This window comes from Streptomyces sp. NPDC029138 (genome assembly GCF_055564375.1).
The window spans coordinates 269041-292476 of the sequence record NZ_JBVHWM010000004.1 but is presented as its reverse complement, the minus strand read 5'-3'; the positions used below and the strand labels follow the sequence as shown (position 1 = coordinate 292476).

Genomic DNA, 23436 nt, shown 5'->3' with positions numbered 1-23436 from the left:
GCCTTCCCGGTGCTGGCCGCCGCGCTGTTCGCCCTGGAGGCGGACCGCAAGTTCGGTGCCCATGTCTTCGACGCGGCCAACGGCGGAGCCCTGCTCTGGCAACACCTCTTCTGGTTCTTCGGCCACCCAGAGGTGTACATCATCGCGCTGCCGTTCTTCGGCATCATCAGCGAAGTGATCCCGGTGTTCTCCCGTAAGCCGATGTTCGGCTACATGGGTCTGATCGCCGCGACCATCGCGATCGCCGGTCTGTCCGTGACGGTGTGGGCCCACCACATGTACGTCACCGGTGGTGTGCTGCTGCCGTTCTTCTCCTTCATGACCTTCCTGATCGCCGTCCCGACCGGTGTGAAGTTCTTCAACTGGATCGGCACCATGTGGAAGGGCTCGTTGTCCTTCGAGACGCCGATGCTCTGGGCGACCGGCTTCCTGATCACCTTCACGTTCGGTGGTCTGACCGGTGTCATCCTGGCCTCGCCGCCCATGGACTTCCACGTCTCCGACTCGTACTTCGTGGTGGCCCACTTCCACTACGTGGTCTTCGGCACGGTCGTCTTCGCCATGTTCTCCGGCTTCCACTTCTGGTGGCCGAAGTGGACCGGCAAGATGCTCGACGAGCGGCTCGGCAAGATCACCTTCTGGACGCTGTTCATCGGCTTCCACGGCACCTTCCTCGTCCAGCACTGGCTGGGCGCCGAGGGCATGCCGCGCCGCTACGCCGACTACCTGGCCGCCGACGGCTTCACCGCGCTGAACACGGTGTCGACCATCAGCTCCTTCCTGCTCGGCCTGTCGATCCTGCCGTTCCTCTACAACGTCTGGAAGACGGCCAAGTACGGCAAGCCGGTCGGCGTGGACGACCCGTGGGGCTACGGCCGTTCGCTGGAGTGGGCGACCTCCTGCCCGCCGCCCCGGCACAACTTCCTCACCCTGCCGCGGATCCGCAGCGAATCCCCGGCGTTCGACCTGCACCACCCTGAGATCGCCGCGCTCGAACAGCTCGAGCACGCCGGTCACGGCACCGCCGTCGCGGGCAGCAAGGAGGCCGGCAAGTGAAGATCCAGGGTCGGATGTTCATCTGGCTGAGCGTCTTCATCCTGATCATGGCCATCGTGTATGGCGTGTGGTCGAAGGAGCCGGCCGGTACCACCGCTCTCTTCCTGGCCTTCGGCCTGAGCGTCATGATCGGCTTCTACCTGGGCTTCACCGCCCGGCGGGTCGACGCGGGCGCCCAGGACGACAAGGAGGCCGACGTCGCGGACGACGCGGGCGAGCTGGGCTTCTTCAGCCCGCACAGCTGGCAGCCGCTCATGCTGGGCTTCGGCGGTGCCGTCGCCTTCCTCAGCATCGCGGTCGGCTGGTGGCTGATCTACTTCGCCGCCCCGTTCATCGTGGTCGGCATCTTCGGCTGGGTGTTCGAGTACTACCACGGTGAGAACCGCACCCAGTAGCACTCACGGAACACACCGGGAGCCCGGACCCTCCATCAGGGGGGTCCGGGCTCCGGGCTTTTCCGGCCGCTTCGGCGTGTCCTTCCTTTGCCGCAGTGTCGTTCACTCGTACGAGTTACCCGCCGTGCCGGTAAGCTCTCCACCTCATAGCGTGATCATATGAACCACACTCCGCGGACCCGCACCGTCGTCAGCTGCGCGCTGCTGGTGACCGCCCTCGGCGCGGGCGTCACCGCTTGCGGTTCGGACGGCAACCCCCTGTCGGCCAGGCCGTACGACGCAGCGGGCCTGATCTCCTTCAACGGCCCCACCGAAGCGGGGAAGCGGGCCGATCCGGACAAGCCCCTGGAGGTCACCGCCAACAGCGACGACGGCCGTATCACGGACGTCACCGCCCAGGACTCCACAGGGCGCCACGTGGCGGGCGAACTCGCCGCCGACGGCAGCCGCTGGCACAGCACCTCCCCGCTGGCCGCCAACGCCCACTACACGGTCACGGTGAGCACCGAGGACGAGGACGGCGCGCCCGGCCGCAAGGTCCTCACGTTCGACACCAGCGGGCCGACGACCAAGCAGCGCCTGAACGTCACGTTCGGGCCGGAGAAGGGCACCTACGGCGTCGGACAGCCGATCACGGCCCAACTCGACCACGAGATCAAGGACAAGGCGCAGCGCGCCGTCGTGGAGCGGGCCCTGAGGGTGGAGTCCACGCCGGCCGTGCAGGGCGCCTGGCACTGGGTCGACAACAAGGAACTCCACTACCGGCCCAAGGACTACTGGCCCGTTCACGCCACCATCCAGGTGCACAGCAACCTGGAGGGCGTCAAGATCGGCGACCGGCTGTGGGGCGGCCCGTCCAAGCCGCTGAAGATCACCACGGGCGACAGGATCGAGGCCGTCACGGACGCCGCCACGCACCAGATGACGGTCTACAAGAACGGCGAGGAGATCAACCAGATCCCCGTCACGACGGGCAAGCCCGGCTTCGAGACCCGCAACGGCGTCAAGGTCGTCCTGGCCAAGCAGTACTTCGTACGCATGCGCGGCACCACGGTCGGCATCGCCGAGGGCAGCGCCGACTCCTACGACCTGCCGGTCTACTACGCCACCCGGGTCACCTGGTCCGGCGAGTACGTCCACGCCGCCCCCTGGTCCGTGGGCTCCCAGGGGTACGCCAACGTCAGCCACGGCTGCACCGGTATGAGCACGTCCAACGCCGAGTGGTTCTTCGACACCGTCCGCGAGGGCGACATCGTCAAGGTCGTCAACTCCAACGGCGACGACATGGAGCCCTTCGGCAACGGCTTCGGCGACTGGAACGTCGACTGGCAGAAGTGGCGCCAGGGCAGTGCCCTCTTCAACGGCAAACCGGAGGGCCCGGCCCCGGGAGACGCGCTACGCGTCCAGCCGGCAGCCGCGTGATGAAGGGGCGCGGGGAACGGCGCGAGAAGGCCCCACCGGACCGCACTCGCGCACGCACCTCGCGCCCCTCCCCGCTAGGCGCCCACCAACCGCTGCTGACGGAGCAGGGAGGCCAGGGCCGAGGCGAACTCCACCGGATCCACCGGCAGGGTGACCGCCGCGTCGGCCCGGCTCCACGTGGCCAGCCAGGCGTCCTGCGGCCGCCCCATGAGCAGCAGCACCGGCGGACAGTTGAAGACCTCGTCCTTGATCTGCCGGCACATCCCCATGCCGCCCATCGGCACGGCCTCGCCGTCGAGCACGCAGACGTCGATGCCGCCCTTGTCCAGTTCCCGCAGCACCGCCTCGGGAGTCGCGCACTCCACGAACTCGACCAGGGGGACGTCGGGCGCCGGCCGACGCCCGGCGGCCAGCCGTACTTGCTCGCGGGTGTTGGAGTCGTCGCTGTAGACCAGCACCGTGGCGGTCGGCTGCATTGTTCCTCCGAGACGTCAGCGTCGTACGGACAGGACGGGCGGGCCCGTTCGGGCGGATGTTACTCCCGCCATCGTCCCCATGAACACCACGTCAACACCGGTCTCCTGGGTGGCAACACTCCGAACGGCACCCCCCGGAGTGAGCGCGAGATAAGCGACCGACATAATGTCGGTCGTGGCGACAGCAACGACAGTAGAAACCGGGCACGCGCACCCGTCGGTCAACCGGCCGAACCTCACCAGCGTCGGAACCATCATCTGGCTGAGTTCCGAGCTGATGTTCTTCGCGGCCCTCTTCGCGATGTACTTCACCCTCCGGTCGGTGACCGGACCGGCTCACTGGAAGGAGATGGCGGAGGCACTCAACGTGCCCTTCTCCGCCACGAACACCACCATCCTGGTGCTCTCCTCCCTCACCTGCCAGCTCGGCGTGTTCGCGGCCGAGCGCGGCGATGTGAAGAAGCTCCGTGGCTGGTTCATCCTCACCTTCATCATGGGTGCGATCTTCATCGGCGGTCAGATCTACGAGTACACGGAGCTGGTGAAGAAGGACGGCATCTCGCTGTCCTCCGACCCGTACGGCTCGGTGTTCTACCTGACCACCGGCTTCCACGGCCTGCACGTGACGGGCGGTCTCATCGCCTTCCTGCTGGTCCTCGGCCGCACCTACATGGCCAAGAGGTTCACTCACGAGCAGGCGACCGCCGCCATCGTCGTGTCCTACTACTGGCACTTCGTCGATGTCGTCTGGATCGGCCTCTTCGCCACGATCTACCTGATCAAGTAGCCGGGACCGCTCCCGCACATCCAGAAGCACCGACGCAGAAGATCCTGACACCGGGGTAATCCGTGAAAAAGCTCTCCGCACGACGACGCCATCCGCTGGCGGCGGTCGTCGTCCTACTCCTCGCGCTGGCGGCCACTGGGGGGCTGTACGCCGCGTTCGCGCCCGCGGGCAAGGCGCAGGCCGATGAAACCTCCCAGTCCCTGACCATCAAGGAGGGCAAGAAGCTCTACGAGGTCGGCTGCGCCAGCTGCCACGGCACCGGTGGCCAGGGCTCCTCCGACGGCCCGAGCCTCGTCGGCGTGGGCGCCGCGGCCGTCGACTTCCAGGTCGGCACCGGCCGTATGCCCGCCGCCACCTCGCAGGGCGCCCAGGTCCCGCGCAAGAAGAACATCTACACGCAGGCCCAGATCGACCAGCTGGCCGCGTACATCGCCTCGCTGGGCGCCGGCCCGAACGTGCCCACGAAGCAGCAGTACGGCCCCGCGGGCGCGGACATCGCCAAGGGCGGCGAGCTGTTCCGCACCAACTGCGCGCAGTGCCACAACTTCACCGGCAAGGGCGGCGCCCTGACCAAGGGCAAGTTCGCGCCGGACCTGGAGGGTGTCGCTCCGAAGCACATCTACGAGGCCATGCAGACGGGCCCGCAGAACATGCCGTCCTTCCCCGACACCACGCTGTCGGAGAAGAACAAGAAGGACATCATCGCGTACCTCAACGCGGTCAACGGCGACAAGACCGAGAACCCGGGTGGTCTGGAGCTGGGCGGCCTCGGGCCGGTCAGTGAGGGTCTGTTCGGCTGGATCTTCGGCCTCGGCACGCTCATCGTGGTCGCCGTCTGGGTCGCCGCTCGGACCGCAAAGGCCAAGAAGTCATGAGTAGCCAAGACATTCCAGAAGAGAACCTGCCCGCTGAGCAGGACCACGCGCACGGCGCGGTAGGGATCGCGGACGAGGAGAACCCGTTCGCGGACCCGGGGCTGCCGCCGCACGAGCACCGGATCCAGGACGTCGACGAGCGGGCCGCCAAGCGGTCCGAGCGCAACGTCGCCCTGCTGTTCACGGTGTCGATGCTGGCCACCATCGGCTTCATCGTCGCGTACCTGGCGGTCCCGCACGACAAGCAGATCTTCGTCTTCCCGATCGGGCACATCAACGCGCTGAACTTCGCGCTCGGTCTGACCCTCGGTGTGGCGCTGTTCTGCATCGGCGCGGGCGCGGTCCACTGGGCCCGCACCCTGATGTCCGACGTGGAGGTCGCCGACGACCGTCACCCGATCGAGGCTCCCGCCGACGTCCGGGCGAAGGTGCACGCGGACTTCCGCCAGGGCGCGAAGGAGTCGGCGCTCGGCCGCCGCAAGCTGATCCGCAACACGATGTTCGGCGCGCTGGCCCTGGTGCCGCTCTCCGGTGTCATGCTGCTCGGCGGTCTCGGCCCGGCGCCGGGGACCAAGCTCCGCCACACCATGTGGGCCAAGGGCAAGCGCCTGGTCAACGTGAACACGAACCAGCCGCTGCGTCCCGAGGACGTCTCCGTCGGCTCGCTCACCTTCGCCAAGCCGGACGGCCTGGAGGAGCACTCCGAGGAGTTCCAGACGGAGATCGCCAAGGCCGCCCTGATGATCGTCCGGCTCCAGCCGGGCAACATCAAGGACAAGCGCGAGCTGGAGTGGTCGCACGAGGGCATCGTCGCCTACTCGAAGATCTGCACCCACGTCGGCTGTCCGATCTCCCTGTACGAGCAGCAGACGCACCACGTGCTGTGCCCGTGCCACCAGTCCACCTTCGACCTCTCCGACGGTGCCCGAGTGATCTTCGGCCCCGCCGGCCACGCCCTGCCGCAGCTGCGCATCGGTGTGGACAGTGAGGGTTACCTCCAGGCGCTCGGCGACTTCGAGGAGCCCGTCGGTCCTGCATTCTGGGAGCGCGGATGAGTACTTCAGCGAACGAGACCCCCCGCTCTCGCGGGAAGGCACCGGCCGGCGAGCGTCTCGCCGACTGGGCCGACGGCCGGCTCGGGATCTACTCCCTCGCCAAGGCCAACATGCGCAAGATCTTCCCCGACCACTGGTCGTTCATGTTGGGTGAGGTCTGCCTCTACAGCTTCATCATCATCATCCTGACGGGTGTCTATCTGACGCTGTTCTTCCACCCGTCGATGAACGAGGTGGAGTACCACGGCTCGTACGTCCCGCTCCAGGGGCAGATGATGTCCGAGGCGTTCAGCTCGACCCTGCACATCTCCTTCGACGTGCGCGGTGGTCTGCTCATGCGGCAGATCCACCACTGGGGCGCGGTCGTCTTCATCGCCGGCATGTTCGTGCACATGATGCGCGTGTTCTTCACCGGCGCGTTCCGCAAGCCGCGTGAGGTCAACTGGCTGTTCGGCTTCCTGCTGCTCGTCCTGGGCATGTTCACCGGTTTCACCGGTTACTCGCTCCCGGACGACCTGCTCTCCGGCACCGGTGTCCGCTTCATGGAGGGCGCGATCCTGTCCGTGCCGATCGTCGGCACGTACATCTCGTTCTTCCTCTTCGGCGGCGAGTTCCCGGGCGGCGACTTCGTGGCCCGCTTCTACTCGATCCACATCCTGCTGCTCCCGGGCATCATGCTGGGCCTGGTGGTGGGCCACCTGATCCTGGTCTTCTACCACAAGCACACGCAGTTCACGGGTCCCGGCAAGACGAACAAGAACGTCGTCGGCATGCCGCTGCTGCCGGTGTACATGGCGAAGGCCGGCGGCTTCTTCTTCCTGGTCTTCGGTGTGCTCGCGGCCCTCGCGGCGATCGCGCAGATCAACCCGATCTGGGCCATCGGCCCCTACCGTCCGGACCAGGTGTCCACCGGCGCCCAGCCGGACTGGTACATGGGCATGGCCGAGGGTCTGATCCGTGCCATGCCGGGCTGGGAGATCGACTTCTGGGGCCACACGCTCGTCCTGGGCGTGTTCATCCCGCTGGTGCTGTTCGGCGTGATCCTCGGCGCGATCGCGGCGTACCCGTTCATCGAGGCCTGGGTCACCGGCGACAAGCGCGAGCACCACATCCTGGACCGCCCGCGCAACGCTCCGACCCGTACGGCGTTCGGTGTCGCCTGGCTGACCGTGTACTTCGTGATGCTGATCGGTGGCGGCAACGACATCTTCGCCACGCACTTCCACCTGTCGATCAACGCGGTCACCTGGTTCGTCCGGATCGCCTACTTCGTGGCCCCGGTCATCGCGTTCATCGTCACCAAGCGGATCTGCCTGGGCCTCCAGCGCCGCGACCGCGACAAGGTGCTGCACGGCCGCGAGACCGGCATCATCAAGCGGCTGCCGCACGGTGAGTTCATCGAGGTGCACGAGCCGCTCAGCCAGGAGCAGCTGCACACGCTCACCTCGCACGAGCAGTACACGCCGGCCGAGATCGGTCCGACGGTCGACGAGAACGGGGTCGAGCGCAAGGTCCCGGCCTCGGAGAAGCTGCGGGTGAAGCTGTCCAACGCCTACTACGGCGAGGACAACCAGATCCCGAAGCCGACCGTCGAGGAGTACAAGGAGATCACGAGCGGCCACGGCCACCACTGATCCCCGCGTCGCCACGCCACTCCGAAGGGCCCCGTCCGTAACCCGGACGGGGCCCTTCGCCGTGCCTCCGGCTGGATAGGGTGGTGTACGACGTAGCAGGAATCTGTTCAAGGAGCGGCTGATGAGCGCTGTGACCCCCGCTGGAGGCGACACCGCGGCGGGCCGCTCCTGGCCCGCCCTGCTGAACGGTCTGCTGGACGGCCGGGACCTGTCCGCCGACGACACCGCCTGGGCCATGGACCTGATCATGCGCGGGGAGGCGACCGACGCGCAGATCGCCGGGTTCATGGTGGCGCTGCGGGCCAAGGGCGAGACGGTCCAGGAGATCACCGGACTGGTCCGGACGATGTACGCGCACGCGAACGTCATCGAGGTGCCCGGCCCGGCCGTCGACATCGTCGGCACCGGCGGGGACGGCGCCAAGACGGTGAACATCTCCACCATGTCCTCGATCGTCGTCGCGGGCGCGGGTGCCAAGGTCGTCAAGCACGGCAACCGCGCCGCGTCCTCCGCCTCCGGCTCCTCCGACGTCCTGGAGAAGCTCGGCATCAACCTGAACCTGACCCCGCAGCGGGTGGCCGAGGTGGCCGAGGAAGCCGGCATCACCATCTGCTTCGCGGTGCGGTTCCATCCGTCCCTGCGCCATGTCGCCCCCGCGCGCGGCCAGTTGGGCATCCGGACCACCTTCAACGTGCTGGGCCCGCTGACCAACCCCGCGCAGGTGCGGTCGCAGGCCGTCGGTGTCGCGGATCCCCGCATGGCGCCGATCGTCGCCGGCGTCCTCGCCGAGCGCGGCAACTCGGCGCTGGTCTTCCGGGGCGACGACGGCCTCGACGAGCTGACCGTGACCGCTACCTCCCGGGTGTGGGTGGTCCGGGACGGCAAGGTCACCGAGGAGACCTTCGACCCGCGCGAGGTCGGCATCGACCTCGTCCCCGTGGACGCCCTGCGCGGTGCCGACGCCTCCTACAACGCCGAGGTCGCCCGCCGCCTGCTCGACGGTGAGACAGGGGCCGTACGGGACGCCGTCCTGCTGAACTCGGCGGCGGCGCTGGTGGCCCTCGAGCCGACGGACGCGCCGCTCACCGAGCAGATCCGCGCGGGCATGGCGCGGGCCGCGGAGTCGATCGACTCGGGCGCGGCCAAGCGCACCCTGGACCGCTGGGTGGCCGTCAGCAACGCCTAGCGCCCCGGGAGTCGTCCCGCGATCCGGACACGGGTTGCGGGACGACGATCACTTCAGTACGTTCCTGTACCAGGTCATGAGTGACAGTCATGAGGCCCCGGCCGACTGTCCGGCAACCCTCCGTCCGTGGCGGGGTGCCCCGGGTGAAGACCAGGCCGTACGGCAGCAAGGCCTACGGCAAGCGCGGACCCCTCACACACCAGGGGTCCTGGTCGTTCGAGGGAGCCTTCCGTGAGCAAGCGAATGCGTTAGGGCCGCAGAGCCCCGCCTCCGCACACCCCTTTTCTCTCTTCTCCGCATTCCTGTCACGGGAGTTCCGCCATGTCTGTCTCCACCGCTGCCGCCGACCAGTCCGTTTGCGCCCCTCTGTCCGTCCTTGGGCGAGATGTCACCGTCCCCCTGGTCACCGGCGGCGAAGTCACCTACGCCGCCCTGGACTACGCGGCCAGCGCCCCCGCCCTCCAGCGCGTCTGGGACGACGTCGCCGCGTACGCCCCGTACTACGGCAGCGTCCACCGGGGCGCCGGCTACCTCTCCCAGCTCTCCACCGACCTGTTCGAGAACGCCCGCACGACGGTCGCCGACTTCCTCGGCTGCCGTCCGGACGACCAGGTGATCTTCACCCGCTCCACCACCGACTCCCTCAACCTGCTGGCCCGGGCGCTCCCGGCCGACTGCCAGGTCTTCGTCTTCGAGACCGAGCACCACGCCTCCCTGCTGCCCTGGCGGGACGCGCGGGTCACCTGCCTCAACGCCCCGCGCACCCCGCGGCAGGCCGTCGAGACCCTGGAGCGGGCCCTCGCCGACCGCACCGCGTCCATCGAAGGGGGCCAGGGCCCGGCCCTGGTCTGCGTCACCGGCGCCTCCAACGTCACCGGCGAGCTGTGGCCGGTGCGCGAACTGGCCGCCGTCGCGCACGCCCACGGAGCCCGCATCGTCCTGGACGCCGCCCAGCTGGCCCCGCACCACCCGGTGGACATCCGTGACCTGGACGTCGACTGGGTCGCCTTCTCCGGCCACAAGCTGTACGCCCCCTTCGGCTCCGGAGTCCTGGCCGGCCGCGCCGACTGGCTCCAGGCGGCCGAGCCGTACCTCGCGGGCGGCGGCGCCAGCCGCAAGGTCACCCGGCGCGAGGACGGCGGCGTCGCCGTCGAGTGGCACGAGACCGCGGCCCGCCATGAGGCCGGCTCCCCGAACGTCATCGGCGCCTACGCCGTCGCCTCCGCCTGCAAGGCCCTCACCGAGGCCGGCTGGGACACCCTCGTCGCCCGTGAGCGGCACCTGATCGCCAAGGTCCGCGAGGGCCTGGCCGAGGTGCCCGAGGTGCGCGTGCTGTCCCTCTTCGGCGACGACGCCCCGCGCGTCGGCGTGATCTCCTTCGTCGTCGACGGCTGGAACAGCTCCCACTTCGCCGCCGCGCTCTCCGCCGAGTACGGCATCGGCGTCCGCGACGGCCTCTTCTGCGCCCACCCCCTGGTCCGCACCCTGCTCGGCAGCGACCCGCAGGCCCAGGGCGAGTGCGGTGCCCCCGAGGCGGCCCCGGGCGAGAAGTCCCTCAACGCCATCCGCGTCAGCTTCGGCGCGGGCACGCCGGACGAGCACGTGGAGCGCTTCGTGAACGCCGTCAGGGAACTGGTGGCGGAGGGCGCGAAGTGGCAGTACCGCACGGAGGACGGCCGCTGCGTGCCGGCGGTGTGAGGAGCGCCGTATAACCTCCCCCTGACGACACGTTGGACAGGGGGAGCCCGGAGTGCAGCCGCTGCGCGCAACAGACCCGCGCCACATCGGCCCGTACACCACCACGCACAGACTGGGCGCGGGCGGCATGGGCGAGGTCTACCTCGCCGAGTCCCGTACCGGCCTCAGGCTCGCGGTGAAGGTCGTACGGGCCGAGCACGCCGAGGACCGCACCTTCCGCGCCCGCTTCCGCCACGAGGTCCGCGCCGCCCAGACCGTCGGCGGCGCGGACACCTACACCGCACGGGTCGTGGACGCCGACACCGAGGCCGAACGACCTTGGATGGCAACGGAGTTCGTGTCCGGGCCGAATGTGCGGGACGCCGTCCTGGACCACGGCGCGCTGCCCGGGCCCGCGGTCCGTGTCCTCGCCGCCGCGCTCGGCGAGGCGCTGGCCGCCATCCACGCCAAGGGGCTGGTCCACCGAGATCTGAAGCCGTCGAACATCCTGCTGGGCCCGGACGGGCCCCGGGTCATCGACTTCGGGATCGTCCGGGCGCTGGAGGCCACCGCGCTGACCCGCACCGGCGCGGTCGTCGGCTCGGTCGGCTATGTCTCGCCGGAGCAGATCCGCAACGGCGGCCAGGTCGGCCCGCCCAGCGACGTCTTCTCCCTCGGCGCGGTCCTCGCCTACGCGGCGGCCGGCCGGGAGCCGTTCGGCGAGGGCCAGGACTCGGTGGTGCTGCTGCGCATCCTGACCCGCGACTTCGACCTGTCCGGCGTGCCGGAGGACATCCGCCCGCTGGTGACGGCCTGTCTGCGCGAGGACCCGCTGGAGCGTCCGGAGCCGGCGGAGGTGGTGGCGGGCGCCGGGTTCACCCCGGACACCCTGCGCGCCGCCGCCCGCCCGGGCTGGTACGGCCCCGCGACCCGCCCCCACCCGACCCCCGACGACCGCCCCAGCGGCGTGGAATACCTGCCCCCGGCCCCCACCACACCCACTTCCCCGGCCAACCCTGCGGCCCCGGCCGGCTCGACCGACCAGGCCACCCCGAGCGACTCGGCGACTGCTGCTGGCCCTACGGGCTCGGAGACCGGGGCGGCCGAGAGTGGTTCGGCGGTCCCTTCGATCCCGACCGACCCGGCCCCTGCGACCCCGGCCGGCTCGGCGGACCAGGCCGCCCCGGGCGACTCGGCGACTGCTGCTGCCCCGATGGGTTCGGAGACCCGGGCGACGCCGAGTGGTTCGGCGGCCGGCCCGGTCCCTGCGGCCCTGATCGGCTCGACCGACCAGGCCACCCCGGGCGACTCAGCGACTCCTGCTGCCCCGATGGGTTCGGAGACCCGGGTGACTCCGAGTGGTTCGGCGGTCCCCTCGATCCTGACCGGCCCGGTCCCTGCGGTCCCGACCGGCTCGGCGGACCAGGCCACCCCGGGCGACTCAGCGACTCCTGCTGCCCCGATGGGTTCGGAGACGCGGGTGACTCCGAGTGGTTCGGCTGTCCCCTCGATCCTGACCGACCCGGCCTCTGCGGTCCCGACCGGCTCGGCGGACCAGGCCACCCCGGGCGACTCAGCGACTGCTGCGGCCCCGAGCGGTCCGGAGACCGGGGCGGCCGAGAGCGGTTCGGCGGTCCCTTCGATCCTGACCGGCCCGGCCCCTGCGGTCCCGACCGGCTCGGACGAGCACGCCATCCCGGGCGACTCGGCCACCCCTGCCGCCACGATCGGTTCGGAGACCCGGGCGGTCCCGAGCGGTTCGGCGGCCCCTGCCGTACCCGACGACTCGGTCAGCCCTGCCACCCTCGCCGGCTCGGCCGGTGCCGACGCCCCAAGCCGTCGCCTGGGCCCCGTCGCCCCCGGTCGTCGTCGGCTGCTCAAGGCCCTCGCCGGGGGTGCCGTGGCCGTGGCCGGGGTCGGGGCCGGTGGCTGGCTGTGGGAGTACGGGTTCCGTACCGAGAGCAGTGGCGGAAGCGACCGCTCACCGACCCCGTCGGCCCACACGGCCCGGCCGGCGGTGCTGCGCTGGCAGTACGACCTCGGCGGCATCGGCGGTCTGGACGGGGCCTGCTGCGCGCCCTCCCCGGACGGCTCCGTCGTCTACGCGGGCACCTCCGGCGGCGTCCTGCACGCGATCTCCCAGGACGGCTCCAAGCGCTGGAAGGTCAGGCTCGGCGACGACGTCTCCACCCCCGTGGTCACCCGGGACGCCGTGTACTGCGTGGTGGGCCTGCACTCCGAGGACACGCGCCGGCTGACCGCGGTGAGCCCGTCCGGCAGCCCCCTGTGGACCCGCACCCTCGGTGGCCAGCGCCACGCCGTCCCGGTCCTGCTCGGCCAGGACGTGCTCGTCTCCGTCGGCGGCACGGACGAGGGCGGGCTGCGCTGCTACGCCTCCGACGGCAGCGAGAACTGGACCGCCAAGACCCCGGCCGGCCCCACCGGCACCCCGCTCGTCTCGGCCGGGACGGTCTGTACGGGCAGCTACGGCGACACCCTGCTCGCGCTGGACGCGCGGAACGGTTCGCCGAAGTGGCAGGTGGCCGCGGGCGCCGACGTCACGGCCCTCGCCCTCGCGGGCACCACCCTGTTCACGGACTCCGCCGCCGAGAACCAGGGCTTCCGCGTCACGGACGGCCGGCGGCTGTGGCGCAGGGAGGACGGCGCCGGGGCGCTGACCGCGGGCAGCCGTACGCTGGCCGTCGGCATGGAACCGGGCGCCGTGTACGCCGTCCGGGCGGCCGACGGCTCCCGGGCCTGGACGTACCGCGTCGAAAGCGGCTCGTCCGATCCCCGCGTGGTGGTGGCCGACGGCACCGTGTACGCGCGTGCGGGGGAGACGGTGTGGGCACTGGACCTGAACGGGAAGAAGCGCTGGAGCGCGGCCCTCGGCCGGGAGGCGGGCGACGACCAGCACGCCCCGGTCGCGCGCGGCGGCCGGCTCTACGTCCCCTCGGGCACCGGCATCGCCGCGGTGGACGTCAGCGCCTAGGCGTCGTCCGCGGTCGTCCCTAGTTGTCGAGGCCGATCGCGAACGCGGCCTCCAGGTCGTGCTGGGAGTAGGTGCGGAAGGCGACGTGCGTGTCCGTGGCCTCCACCCCGGGAATCTTGCTGATCCGCCCCGGAATGATCTCGGCGAGATCCTCGTGCTCCCGCACCCGGACCATCGCGATCAGGTCGTACGTACCGGTGACGGAGAACACCTCGCTCACCGAATCCAGCGAAGCGATCTGCTCCGCGATCTCGGGGATCCGGTCCACGCTGGTCTTGATCAGAACGATCGCGGTGATCACGGCTGTTTCTCTCCCTCGGTGACCGGAACTGCGGAGGGTTTCACTTTAGTCGTACGGCCATAACGCACCCACGCGTAGCCGAACCCGAGCCCGAACCCCACCAGGTGCGCCAGATACGCCACCCCCGGCCCGTCGGACGCGCGTCCCGCCGCCAGCCACTGAAGGGCCGCCCAGCACGGCAGCACCACCCAGGCCGGGAAGCGCAGCGGCAGGAAGAACAGGAACGGCAGGAGACTGGTCACACGCGCGCGGGGGAAAAGGTAGAGGAACGCTCCGAGAACCGCCGAGATCGCCCCGGAGGCGCCGACCAGCGACTGCTCGGAGGCGGCGTTGGCCGCCGCGTATCCCAGCAGGGCGAGATAGCCGCAGCCGACGTAGAACAGGGTGAACTCCACCCGGCCCATCCGTTCCTCGGTCATCGCCCCGAAGACGAAGAGGAAGAGCATGTTGCCGAGCAGATGCACCCAGCTGCCGTGCACGAACAGCGCGGTGGCCGGGGTGAGCGCGGCCCCGGCCGGGCCGTCGAACAGCTCGGCCGGGACCACGCCCCAGTGCCGGAAGTACGCCCGCTGCGCGGTGAGCAGCGCGTCCCCGGAGCCGTACCCGGGGACCAGCCCGGAGGCCGGGCCGAGGGCGAAGATCAGACCGCACAGGACGATGAGGCCGTATGTCATCGGTGCCGAGGTGCCCCGGACCGCTCTGAGTGTCCTGCCGGCCGCCGTGCTCCAGGTGCTGATCATGACTACAGAGCATGACGTAACGGGACGCTTGCTGACAGACCGCCTCGCCGCCGCGGACGGACGGGCGGCGGGCACCCGCCAGGCCGTAGGGTTACGAGCCACACGCGTCGGGGGACGGCGCGGACCGACACGAGAAGGAAGAGAACAGTCACCATGACGGTTCCCCTGCCGACGGCCACGACACGATGGCGCTGCGCGCTGTGCGGCAACCTCACGCGCTTCGACGTGACCCGCTCGTCCAAGGTCGTCGAGTACGTCCACCTCGACCTGGCGGGCGAGCCGACGGTGGAGGAGCGCGAGGTGGTCAGTGAGACCATCGAATCAGTGCGCTGCCGCTGGTGCAACGCGGTGGACCAGGTGGAACTCGTGGACAGGCCGGGCGCCGGCTCCTGAGCGGAGCGGCCCCGGAGAGGCTTATTCCGGTATTGGGGTGTGACGGATGGTGGAGACCGCAGGCGGGGGGCCGGGCGACGGCACCGCTGAGGTGCTTGACCGTCCGCTGCCCGACGGCGTGCGCCGGCGGGTCGTGCAGATCGTGTCGGACGGCTTCGGCGGGCTGACCGTGGCGGAACTGCCCGCCCAGCTCAGGCAGTACGCCCGGTTCGCCCCCAATCGTCGGGCGAAGTTCGCCGGGAACGCGATGGCGGCGGCGCTGGAGACCGATCCCCTGTTCCGGCAGCGGATCGGGGAGCGGTTCAGAGAGGGGCAACCGGAACTCGCCGGCGCCCTCGACGCCGGCGCCCCGCCCCCGGCCGCGGACCCGCTCGACGTGGCGGCCGCGGCCTATGTGCTGCGCCCGGCGGGCTGGGTGAAGCTGGTCACCGCGGCCGGCGAGGAGGCCCAGCGCGCGGACGCCGAGCGCGCCGACGAGGAGAACCGGGCCGAGCTGGAGCGGCTGCGCGCCGAGCTGGCGCAGGCCCGCGACCACACCCGCGCCGAGACCGAACGGCTGCGCACGGAACTCGAATCGGCGAAGAAGGAAGCGGAATCGCTCCACCGCAAGCTGCGTGCCGCGCTCAGTGACGTCAAGCGGGGCGAGGCCGCGCTGCGCAAGGCGCAGAGAGAGATGGACGCCGCACGCGCCGAGGCGCAGGCGCAGGTGTCGGCCGCGGAGAGCGAGTCCCGGCGGCTCAAGGCCCGCCTGGGCGAGGCCGAGGCCGCGCTGGAGGCGACCCGCCGGGCGGCCCGGGAGGGCCGCAGCGTGGAGGACATGCGGGTGCGGCTGCTGCTCGACACCCTGCTGGACGCGACCCAGGGGCTGCGGCGCGAACTCGCCCTGCCCCCGGTGTCCGTGCGCCCGGCCGAGACCGTGGACGCGGTGGAACCGGGCCGGATGACACCGAAGGACATCGCGGCGCGCGCCCTGTCGGAGAACGATCCGGCCATTCTCGACCAACTGCTCGCCCTGCCGCAGGCTCATCTGGTCGTCGACGGTTACAACGTGACCAAGACCGGCTATCCGCAGATGCCGCTGGAGAAGCAGCGGCTGCGGCTGCTGGGCCAGCTCTCCGCGCTCGCCGCGCAGACCGGGGCCGAGGTGACGTGTGTCTTCGACGGCGCCGAACTGGCCGCGCCGGTGCTGCTCGCGCCGCCGCGCGGGGTACGGGTGCTGTTCTCCAAGCCGGGCGTCACCGCCGACGAGCTGATCCGCCAACTGGTGCGCGCGGAGCCGCCGGGGCGTCCGGTCATCGTCGCCTCCACCGACCGCGAGGTGGCCGACGGGGTCGCGAAGGCGGGTGCCCGACCGGTGGCTTCTGCGGTGCTTCTGAAGCGACTGTCCTGAAGGTCCAACGGGCGTAGGCAATGCCCGAATTGGCCGTATCGTCGCGCAACGTAGTGTCAATCGACTCTCACTGCATGTGAGTTGCGTGCAAAGAATGCGCGGTGTGACGAGATTTTTTGCTGTGGGATTTGAACTGATCACAACTGGGTCACTAGGGTCTGGGCTCGAACCTCCGAACGGGTGATCACTCACAAGAAGGAGTTCGTCCTCCGTGGCGTCCCACCGTCGACCCAAGCAGCCGAGTCGCACCCGTGTGACCGTGCTGACCACCGCAGCCGCCGCTGCCGTCGCGCTGAGCGCGAACGCCGCCAACGCCGCCCCCAGCGAGAAGCTGAGCAAGGACGAGGTGAAGGCGAAGGTCGACAAGCTCTACGAGCAGGCCGAGCAGGCGACCGAGAAGTACAACGGCGCCAAGGAGAAGCAGCAGAAGCTCCAGAAGGAAATCTCCACGATCCAGGACAACGTCGCCCGTGGTCAGGAGGAGCTGAACAAGCTGCGCGACGGCCTGGGCTCGCTGGCCACCGCCCAGTACCGCTCCGGCGGCATCGACGCCTCGGTCCAGCTCTTCCTGTCGTCCAACCCGGACGACTACCTCGACAAGGCGTCCACGCTCGACCAGTTGAGCAGCCAGCAGGTCGACGCGCTGAAGAAGATCCAGGACAAACAGCGCGAACTCGCCCAGGAGCGGGCGGAGGCCACCGAGAAGCTCAAGGACCTCTCCGCCACCCGCACCGAGCTGGGCAACAAGAAGAAGGAAGTCCAGAGCAAGCTCGCCGAGGCGCAGAAGCTCCTGAACTCCCTGACCGCCAAGGAGAAGGCGCAGCTCGCCGAGGAGCAGCAGCGCGCCAACCGCTCCTCCACCGAGCGCGTGGACCTCGGCGACGCCCCGCCCGCCTCCGGTCGCGCCCAGGCGGCCTTCTCCGCCGCCCAGACCCGGCTCGGCTCGCCCTACGTCTACGGCGCCACCGGCCCCTCCTCCTTCGACTGCTCGGGCCTGACCTCCTGGGCCTACGCCCAGGCCGGCGTCTCCATACCGCGCACCTCCGAGGCGCAGGCGCAGATCGGCACGAGGATCTACAACCAGAGCGACCTCAAGGTCGGCGACCTGGTCTTCTTCTTCAACGACCTGCACCACGTCGGCCTCTACGCGGGCAACGGCCAGATCCTGCACGCCCCGCGCACCGGCACGGTCGTCCGGTACGAGTCCATGACGACCATCGGTGGTCCGTTCATGTTCGGCGTCCGGGTCTGACACCGGCGTCCGACACCCGGCGACACGCGGACACGGTGGCGCCCGAACGAGCGAATCCCCGGGACCGGAACTGACTCCACGCCCCGCCGTTGACCTGCGTCAGCGGCGGGGCGTCAGTCTGCGTTGACTCCGAGGTCTTTGGTCCGGGCCCGTCCGCGCGGCTACTGTCTGCCGCGTTTCCCCGGCGCAGGGGCCTCCCCGTCCCCAGGCGCCGGGGAAACGGTCTGTGTCCGCCAGCAGTTAGGACTGCCGTGGGGTCCCATCGCCGCCTTGCCCCGTCCGGATTCGACCGGGGCGCCACCGCCCTGTGCGTGCTGTCGGCCGCCGCCGCGCTCGGCGCCGTACCGGCGCAGGCGGCACCGGACGCCGACACCCGGGCCGAGGTGGACCGCCTGTACGAGGAGGCCGAGAAGGCGACCCAGGCCTTCGACAAGGCCGACGAGCGCGCCGGTGCGCTGCGCCGGGAGGTCCGGGACGCCCAGGACCACATCGCCCGTCAGCAGCAGCGCGTCAACGACCTGCGGGAGCAGCTGGGTTCGCTGGCCGGCGCCCAGTACCGCTCCGGCGGCATCGACCCGACGGTCGCCCTGCTCTTTACCGCCGACCCCGCCGACTACCTGGACAAGGCGGCCACGCTCGACCGCATCGGCGCCCGGCAGGCCGGCCGGCTGGGGGAGTTGCGGTCGGCGCTGCGCGACCTCGCCCAGGAACGCGCGGAGGCGGCCGGGAAGCTCTCCGAGCTGGAGAAGAGCCGCAAGGCCGTGGCCGCGCACAAGCGGACGGTGGAGCAGAAGCTGGCCCGGGCCCGGCGGCTGATCAACGCCCTGCCCGACGCCGAGCGCGCCGCCTACGCCCGGGCCTCCCGCGACGGCCGCACGGACCTGCCCGACCTGACCGGTGTCCCGGCCCCCGACGGCCGCGCCGCCGCGGCCCTGGCCGCCGCCCGCTCCGCCCTCGGCCGCCCCTATGTGTGGGGCGCCAACGGGCCCTCGGGCTTCGACTGTTCGGGCCTGATGCAGTGGGCGTACGCGCACGCCGGCGTCCATCTGCCGCGCACCTCGCAGGAGCAGCGGTTCGCCGGCCGGCAGGTGCCGCTCTCCCAGGCCCGCCCCGGTGACCTGGTCGTCTACCGCTCCGACGCCAGCCATGTGGCGATGTACGCCGGCAACGGCCAGGTCATCCACGCCCCCTATCCCGGCGCTCCGGTGCGCTACGACCCGGTCGGGATGATGCCGGTCTCCTCGGTCACCCGGCCCTGACCGCCCTCCTCGCCGTACGATCGGGAAATGGCTGGTCGCAGGCGGGCGTGGGAGATCGGGGCCGTGGGGCTCGGTCTGCTGCTGCCGCTGACCGGGTGCGGCGGGCCCACGGTGACCGACTCCGCGCGGGCCGAGGTGCAGCGGGTGCTCGACCGGCGCGCGGCGGCCCTGCTCGGTCACGACGAGACGGCGTACGGCGTGACCGGCACCCGCACCGAGTACACCCGGCTGCGCGCCCTCCCGCTGGCCTCCTGGAGCTACCGGGTCACGGCCCTGCGCCGCACCGCCTCCGGCGCCACCGCCGACGCCGACCTGCGCTACCGCGTCGCCGGCTACGACAAGGCCCCCGTCGACGCCCGCCGCACCCTCACCCTCGGCCGCGCCGCCGACGGCCACTGGTACGTCACCGCCGACAAGCCAGCCCGGAAGGCCGGGCAGCAGCTGTGGGACCAGGGCACGGTGACCGCCGTGAAGGGCGCACACAGCCTGGTGCTGGGCACCGGGGGGTCCGCCGCCGACCTGAGGTCGTACGCGCGGCTGGCCGACCGGGCGGTCCCGGCCGTCTCCGGGGTGTGGGGCCGGGACTGGAGCCGCCGGATCGTCGTCCTCGTCCCCCGGTCCCTGGAGGGCATGGCGGCGCTGCTCGGCTCGCCCGCCACGAGCTACCGGGGCATCGCGGCCGTCACCACGGGTGAGACCGGCGGCTCCGGCCGGTCGCCGGCGGACCGGGTGCTGGTCAACCCGGAGGCGTACGCCGTGCTCGGGGACGCCGGCAAGCAGGTCGTCCTCACCCACGAGACGACCCATGTCGCCACCCGGGCGGACACCACCGCCGCCACCCCGCTGTGGCTCTCCGAGGGCTATGCCGACTGGACCGGCTATCTGGGCACCGGCCGCACCCCGGCCGAGATCGCGCCGGAACTCGCCCGGGCCGTCAGCGACGGCGAGATGCCCGACGCGCTCCCCAGTGACGAGGACTTCGCCTTCACCCGCGAGGCGACCCAGCTGGCGCGGGCCTACGAGGGCGGCTGGCTGGCCTGCCGGATGATCGCCGAGCGGTGGGGCGCGGCCCGGCTCGGCGCCTTCTACCGGGCCGTCGGCGCCCACGGGAAGCGGGCGGGCGCGGTGGAGGAGGCGCTGGAGAAGGTGCTCGGGACGACACCGGCGGAGTTCACCGCGCGCTGGCACGACTACGTCACGACCCGGCTCGGCTGAGTACGTCGATGGCCTCCCGCAACCACTCCCGCTCAGCCTTGCCGCTGGCCCGGGCGCCGCCGCCTCCACCGTGCCGGCCCGCTGCGCCGCCCTCGCCCTCGGTCTGCGTGCCCTGCGCCGCACCGCCCTGTTGCGGACGGCCGCCAGGACCCGGTCCGCCGCATCCCTCCCGGCGGCCCTGCGCCGCACCCTCACCACCGGGCTGCCCATGTCCGCCGACTTCACCGTGCGGCAGGGTGGCGCCCTGGTCCTGGTGGCGATCGTGGCCCGGCTCGGCGTCACCGCCGTGGCCGCCTACTCCATCGCCTACAAGGTCCTCTACCTCGCCACCATGGCCTTCTACTCCGTACGCCAGGCCGCCGCCATCCACACCGCGCACACCCGGGGCACCGGCGTGGACGCCCGCCGGGACATCGGCCGGCAGGCCGTGTTCGTCGCCGGGGCCGTGGGCCTCACGGCCGCCGCGCTGTTCGCCGCCTCGGCCCCCTGGATCATGGCCGCGTTCGGCGCCGGACCCTCGGTCGCCCACCAGGGCGTGCTGTTCCTCCGGTGTATCGGCCCCTGTCTGCTGCTCATGGCCGGCTTCATCGCGCTCGGCGGGGTCTTCGAGGGCAGCGGGGGAGCGCCCGCGCTGCTCCGGGTCACCCTCGTCGGCACCGCCGTCCAGCTGCCCCTGGCGTACGCCCTGGCCGGCCTCGGCCTGCCCGGCGTCTGCCTGGCGTCGGCGGTCGCGACGGCCGTGCAGTGCGCGGCCGTGGCGGTGCTGTTGCGGCGGGCCCGGCGTCAGGAGGAGACCGGTGTCTCCTTCGCGCGGGTGGCCTGAGGCGGGAAGGGGGTGGACGGGGCCGGCGGGACGGTCGCGCCCCACAGTCGGCGGGCCGCCGTCACCGTGGCCGCGACCAGCAGGCCGTTGCGCACCACCAGCAGCGTCACGCCGTACCAGTCGCTCGCCACCACGTGCGAGAAGCCCAGCGGGAACTCCAGGACCGTCCCGAAGGACGCGAGGACGACCAGCAGCGCGGGCGGTCCCATGCGGCTCGCCCGGTACGACAGGCAGACGGCGGCCAGGCCGATCAGCCACACCAGGTACTGGGGGCTGATCACCCGGCTGGTCACCGTGAACAGCAGCACCGCCGTCAGGGCGGCGTCGGCGAGGGCGTGCGGCGCGAACCGGGCCGCGCGCAGCCGCCACAGCAGCAGCCAGCCGAACGCGGCCCCGGTCAGCGCCAGCGCGGCCGTGCTGACCCGGTCCACGTGCGGGCCCAGGAACTCGATCGAGCCGTAGTTCAGCAGCACCTCGCCCCGCCAGCCGAAGTGCCGGGCCACATGGAAGACCAGGGCGCCCAGTGACTCGACCTCGGTGCCCCGGTCGCGCTGGAAGGTCAGGAACGCGAAGGCGCCCGGCATGGACACCGCGAACAGCAGCGCGAGCCCCGCCGCGGTCACCACCGCCGACGCCCACGCCCGCCGCCGCACGGCACCGACCAGCAGCAGCGCCGGCCACACCTTCAGCAGCGCCCCGAAGGCCGCCAGGGCGCCCATCACCCGCGGGTGCCGGGCCCCGGCCAGCAGGGCCGCCACGGCCACCGCGGTCACCATCACGTCGTAGCGGGCGTACACCGTCGGCCCGAGCAGCGGCACGCCCGCCACCCACACCCAGGCCCCGCGCGGCGACCGGTCCGGCCGACCGCCCGCGTACCGCAGCAGGGCCAGCACGACGGCGTCGGCGAGGCAGGCCAGCACGAAGAAGGCGTGCGCGTACGACAGGAAGGGCAGGACGCCGGGGGAGAGGACCGGGAGGGCCGCGGCGGGCGGGTACTGCCAGGTCACGTCGTCCAGCGGAAACGTTCCCTGCCGCAGGACCTCGTACCAGCCGCGGTAGATCACCGACACGTCCGAGGTGACGTCCGGGCCGGGGAAGGCGAACACCCGGAACACGAACAGCAGCAGCACCGCACGGGTGACGACCCAGGTCGCGAGCAGCCACGCCAGGGACCGCCCGGCACCCTTCGTCTCCACGTGATCCCCTGCCGTCCGATTCCCGCGTCGATTGCCGTGCCGTTCGAATCCGCTTCGAGCGACCATGATGTCGTGTGTCCCTGTGCGCTTGCCACAGACTCGGCCGCGCCCGACCGGGAACGCCCCATTCGGTAGGGTCGGCGGCGATGCACAAGACCCTGATCGTCACCAACGACTTCCCGCCCCGGCCGGGCGGCATCCAGGCCTTCCTGCACAACATGGCCCTGCGCCTGGACCCCGGCCGGCTGGTCGTCTACGCCTCCACCTGGAAGCGCGGCCGGGAGGGCGCCGAGGCCACCGCCGCCTTCGACGCCGAGCAGCCCTTCACCGTCGTACGCGACCGCACGACCATGCTGCTGCCCACCCCGCAGGCCACCCGGCGGGCGGTCGGGCTGCTCCGGGAGCACGGGTGCGCGTCCGTGTGGTTCGGCGCGGCGGCACCGCTCGGACTGATGGCGCCGGCGCTCCGGAAGGCCGGCGCCGAGCGGCTGGTGGCCACCACCCACGGCCACGAGGCCGGCTGGGCCCAGCTGCCCGCCGCCCGGCAGCTGCTGCGCCGGATCGGTGAGTCCACGGACACGATCACCTACCTCGGCGAGTACACCCGCTCCCGGATAGCGACCGCGCTCACCCCGGAGGCGGCCTCGCGGATGGTGCAGCTGCCGCCGGGGGTCGACGAGAAGACCTTCCACCCGGCGTCCGGCGGCGACGAGGTGCGCGCCCGGCTCGGCCTGACCGACCGCCCGGTGGTCGTCTGCGTCTCCCGGCTGGTCCGGCGCAAGGGCCAGGACACCCTGATCCAGGCCATGCCCCGCGTCCTCGCCGCCGAGCCGGACACCGTCCTGCTGATCGTCGGCGGCGGACCGTACGAGAAGGACCTGCGCCGCCTCGCGCACGAGACGGGGGTCGCCGGCTCGGTGCGCTTCACGGGCGCCGTGCCCTGGTCCGAGCTGCCCGCGCACTACGGCGCCGGGGACGTCTTCGCCATGCCCTGCCGCACCCGGCGCGGCGGCCTGGACGTGGAGGGCCTCGGCATCGTCTACCTGGAGGCGTCGGCGACCGGCCTGCCGGTCGTGGCAGGCGACTCGGGCGGCGCCCCGGACGCGGTCCTGGAGGGCGAGACGGGCTGGGTGGTCCGGGGCGGCTCGGCGGAGCAGACCGCCGAACGGATCGTGGCTCTGCTCAAGGACCCCGAACTGCGCCGGAGGATGGGCGAGCGGGGCCGGCAGTGGGTCGAGGAGAGGTGGCGCTGGGACCTGCTGGCGGAGCGCTTGAAGACACTGCTGTAGTCCAGCGCGCCACACCACTAGGC

General features: G+C 71.4%; 20 protein-coding genes, 1 pseudogene and 1 riboswitch. Of the genes and pseudogenes, 17 read left to right on the top strand and 4 right to left on the bottom strand.

What is annotated here, in order from left to right:
• The 3 genes from ACZ4WH_RS07030 to ACZ4WH_RS07020 form a co-directional block, all read left to right on the top strand.
• A partial coding sequence (locus ACZ4WH_RS07030) for a cytochrome c oxidase subunit I (RefSeq protein ID WP_468177406.1) occupies nt 1-1056 on the top strand: 1056 nt, incomplete at its 5' end.
• Nucleotides 1053-1451 carry a cytochrome c oxidase subunit 4 gene (locus ACZ4WH_RS07025; protein ID WP_030641899.1) on the top strand — a complete coding sequence of 133 codons (399 nt, stop codon included), beginning with the start codon at nt 1053-1055 and terminating at the stop codon, nt 1449-1451. The genes ACZ4WH_RS07030 and ACZ4WH_RS07025, both read left to right, overlap by 4 nt.
• Nucleotides 1452-1610: 159 nt before the next feature.
• Nucleotides 1611-2873 carry a L,D-transpeptidase gene (locus ACZ4WH_RS07020; RefSeq protein ID WP_468177403.1) on the top strand — a complete coding sequence of 421 codons (1263 nt, stop codon included), beginning with the start codon at nt 1611-1613 and terminating at the stop codon, nt 2871-2873.
• A 74-nt stretch (nt 2874-2947) separates the two neighbouring features.
• Here ACZ4WH_RS07020 and ACZ4WH_RS07015 read toward each other — a convergent pair whose 3' ends face one another.
• Nucleotides 2948-3349 (bottom strand): response regulator, encoded by a 402-nt coding sequence (locus ACZ4WH_RS07015; protein WP_468177401.1) that lies wholly within the window; start codon nt 3347-3349, stop codon nt 2948-2950.
• A 166-nt stretch (nt 3350-3515) separates the two neighbouring features.
• Between ACZ4WH_RS07015 and ctaE the strand changes: the two genes are divergently transcribed.
• From ctaE to ACZ4WH_RS06980, 7 genes are all read left to right on the top strand, one after another.
• Nucleotides 3516-4136 carry an aa3-type cytochrome oxidase subunit III gene (ctaE, locus tag ACZ4WH_RS07010; RefSeq protein ID WP_014672235.1) on the top strand — a complete coding sequence of 207 codons (621 nt, stop codon included), beginning with the start codon at nt 3516-3518 and terminating at the stop codon, nt 4134-4136.
• 62 nt (nt 4137-4198) lie between these two features.
• Nucleotides 4199-5011 (top strand): cytochrome bc1 complex diheme cytochrome c subunit, encoded by an 813-nt coding sequence (gene qcrC / locus ACZ4WH_RS07005; RefSeq protein ID WP_468177398.1) that lies wholly within the window; start codon nt 4199-4201, stop codon nt 5009-5011.
• Nucleotides 5008-6066, top strand: coding sequence for a cytochrome bc1 complex Rieske iron-sulfur subunit (gene qcrA, locus ACZ4WH_RS07000; RefSeq protein ID WP_468177395.1), 1059 nt, complete (start codon nt 5008-5010; stop codon nt 6064-6066). Before qcrC ends, qcrA begins: the two co-directional genes overlap by 4 nt.
• Nucleotides 6063-7700: a cytochrome bc1 complex cytochrome b subunit gene (qcrB, locus tag ACZ4WH_RS06995; protein ID WP_468177393.1), complete on the top strand. Its 1638-nt coding sequence runs from the start codon at nt 6063-6065 to the stop codon at nt 7698-7700. Before qcrA ends, qcrB begins: the two co-directional genes overlap by 4 nt.
• Nucleotides 7701-7821: 121 nt before the next feature.
• A complete protein-coding gene (gene trpD / locus ACZ4WH_RS06990; protein ID WP_468177391.1) occupies nt 7822-8886 on the top strand; it encodes an anthranilate phosphoribosyltransferase in 1065 nt (354 codons plus the stop codon).
• A gap of 72 nt (nt 8887-8958) precedes the next feature.
• A riboswitch (SAM riboswitch) is annotated at nt 8959-9076 on the top strand.
• 131 nt (nt 9077-9207) lie between these two features.
• Nucleotides 9208-10584 (top strand): aminotransferase class V-fold PLP-dependent enzyme, encoded by a 1377-nt coding sequence (locus ACZ4WH_RS06985; protein WP_468177389.1) that lies wholly within the window; start codon nt 9208-9210, stop codon nt 10582-10584.
• 52 nt (nt 10585-10636) lie between these two features.
• A complete protein-coding gene (locus tag ACZ4WH_RS06980) occupies nt 10637-13555 on the top strand; it encodes a protein kinase domain-containing protein (protein ID WP_468177386.1) in 2919 nt (972 codons plus the stop codon).
• A gap of 19 nt (nt 13556-13574) precedes the next feature.
• Here ACZ4WH_RS06980 and ACZ4WH_RS06975 read toward each other — a convergent pair whose 3' ends face one another.
• Nucleotides 13575-13856 (bottom strand): Lrp/AsnC family transcriptional regulator, encoded by a 282-nt coding sequence (locus tag ACZ4WH_RS06975; RefSeq protein WP_356341607.1) that lies wholly within the window; start codon nt 13854-13856, stop codon nt 13575-13577.
• Nucleotides 13853-14596, bottom strand: a complete 744-nt coding sequence (locus ACZ4WH_RS06970) for a rhomboid family intramembrane serine protease (RefSeq protein ID WP_468177384.1) — start codon at nt 14594-14596, stop codon at nt 13853-13855. Before ACZ4WH_RS06970 ends, ACZ4WH_RS06975 begins: the two co-directional genes overlap by 4 nt.
• A 153-nt stretch (nt 14597-14749) precedes the next feature.
• On the opposite strand from ACZ4WH_RS06970, the gene ACZ4WH_RS06965 reads away from it, so the two are divergent.
• The 6 genes and pseudogenes from ACZ4WH_RS06965 to ACZ4WH_RS06940 all read left to right on the top strand — a co-directional run.
• Nucleotides 14750-14989: a hypothetical protein gene (locus ACZ4WH_RS06965; RefSeq protein WP_029382693.1), complete on the top strand. Its 240-nt coding sequence runs from the start codon at nt 14750-14752 to the stop codon at nt 14987-14989.
• 46 nt (nt 14990-15035) lie between these two features.
• The gene (locus ACZ4WH_RS06960) at nt 15036-16379 is read left to right on the top strand and encodes an NYN domain-containing protein (RefSeq protein WP_468177382.1); all 1344 of its coding nucleotides are present in this window, start codon (nt 15036-15038) and stop codon (nt 16377-16379) included.
• Between the two features lie 211 nt (nt 16380-16590).
• A complete protein-coding gene (locus ACZ4WH_RS06955) occupies nt 16591-17631 on the top strand; it encodes a C40 family peptidase (protein ID WP_103815336.1) in 1041 nt (346 codons plus the stop codon).
• A gap of 251 nt (nt 17632-17882) precedes the next feature.
• Nucleotides 17883-18890, top strand: coding sequence for a C40 family peptidase (locus ACZ4WH_RS06950; protein WP_468177379.1), 1008 nt, complete (start codon nt 17883-17885; stop codon nt 18888-18890).
• 27 nt (nt 18891-18917) lie between these two features.
• Entirely contained in the window at nt 18918-20105 is a 1188-nt protein-coding gene (locus ACZ4WH_RS06945) for a hypothetical protein (protein WP_468177377.1), read from the top strand.
• A gap of 52 nt (nt 20106-20157) precedes the next feature.
• Nucleotides 20158-20928 (top strand): annotated as a pseudogene (locus ACZ4WH_RS06940) (MATE family efflux transporter); the annotation flags it as partial.
• Here the strand turns inward: ACZ4WH_RS06940 and ACZ4WH_RS06935 are convergent.
• Complete coding sequence (locus tag ACZ4WH_RS06935; protein ID WP_468177375.1) at nt 20889-22124, bottom strand: glycosyltransferase 87 family protein; 1236 nt, start codon at nt 22122-22124, stop codon at nt 20889-20891. The pseudogene ACZ4WH_RS06940 and the gene ACZ4WH_RS06935 sit on opposite strands and share 40 nt — an antisense overlap.
• Nucleotides 22125-22270: 146 nt before the next feature.
• On the opposite strand from ACZ4WH_RS06935, the gene ACZ4WH_RS06930 reads away from it, so the two are divergent.
• On the top strand, nt 22271-23413 hold the full coding sequence (locus ACZ4WH_RS06930; RefSeq protein ID WP_468177373.1) for a glycosyltransferase family 4 protein: 1143 nt from the start codon (nt 22271-22273) through the stop codon (nt 23411-23413).
• The last annotated feature ends 23 nt before the right edge of the window (nt 23414-23436 follow it).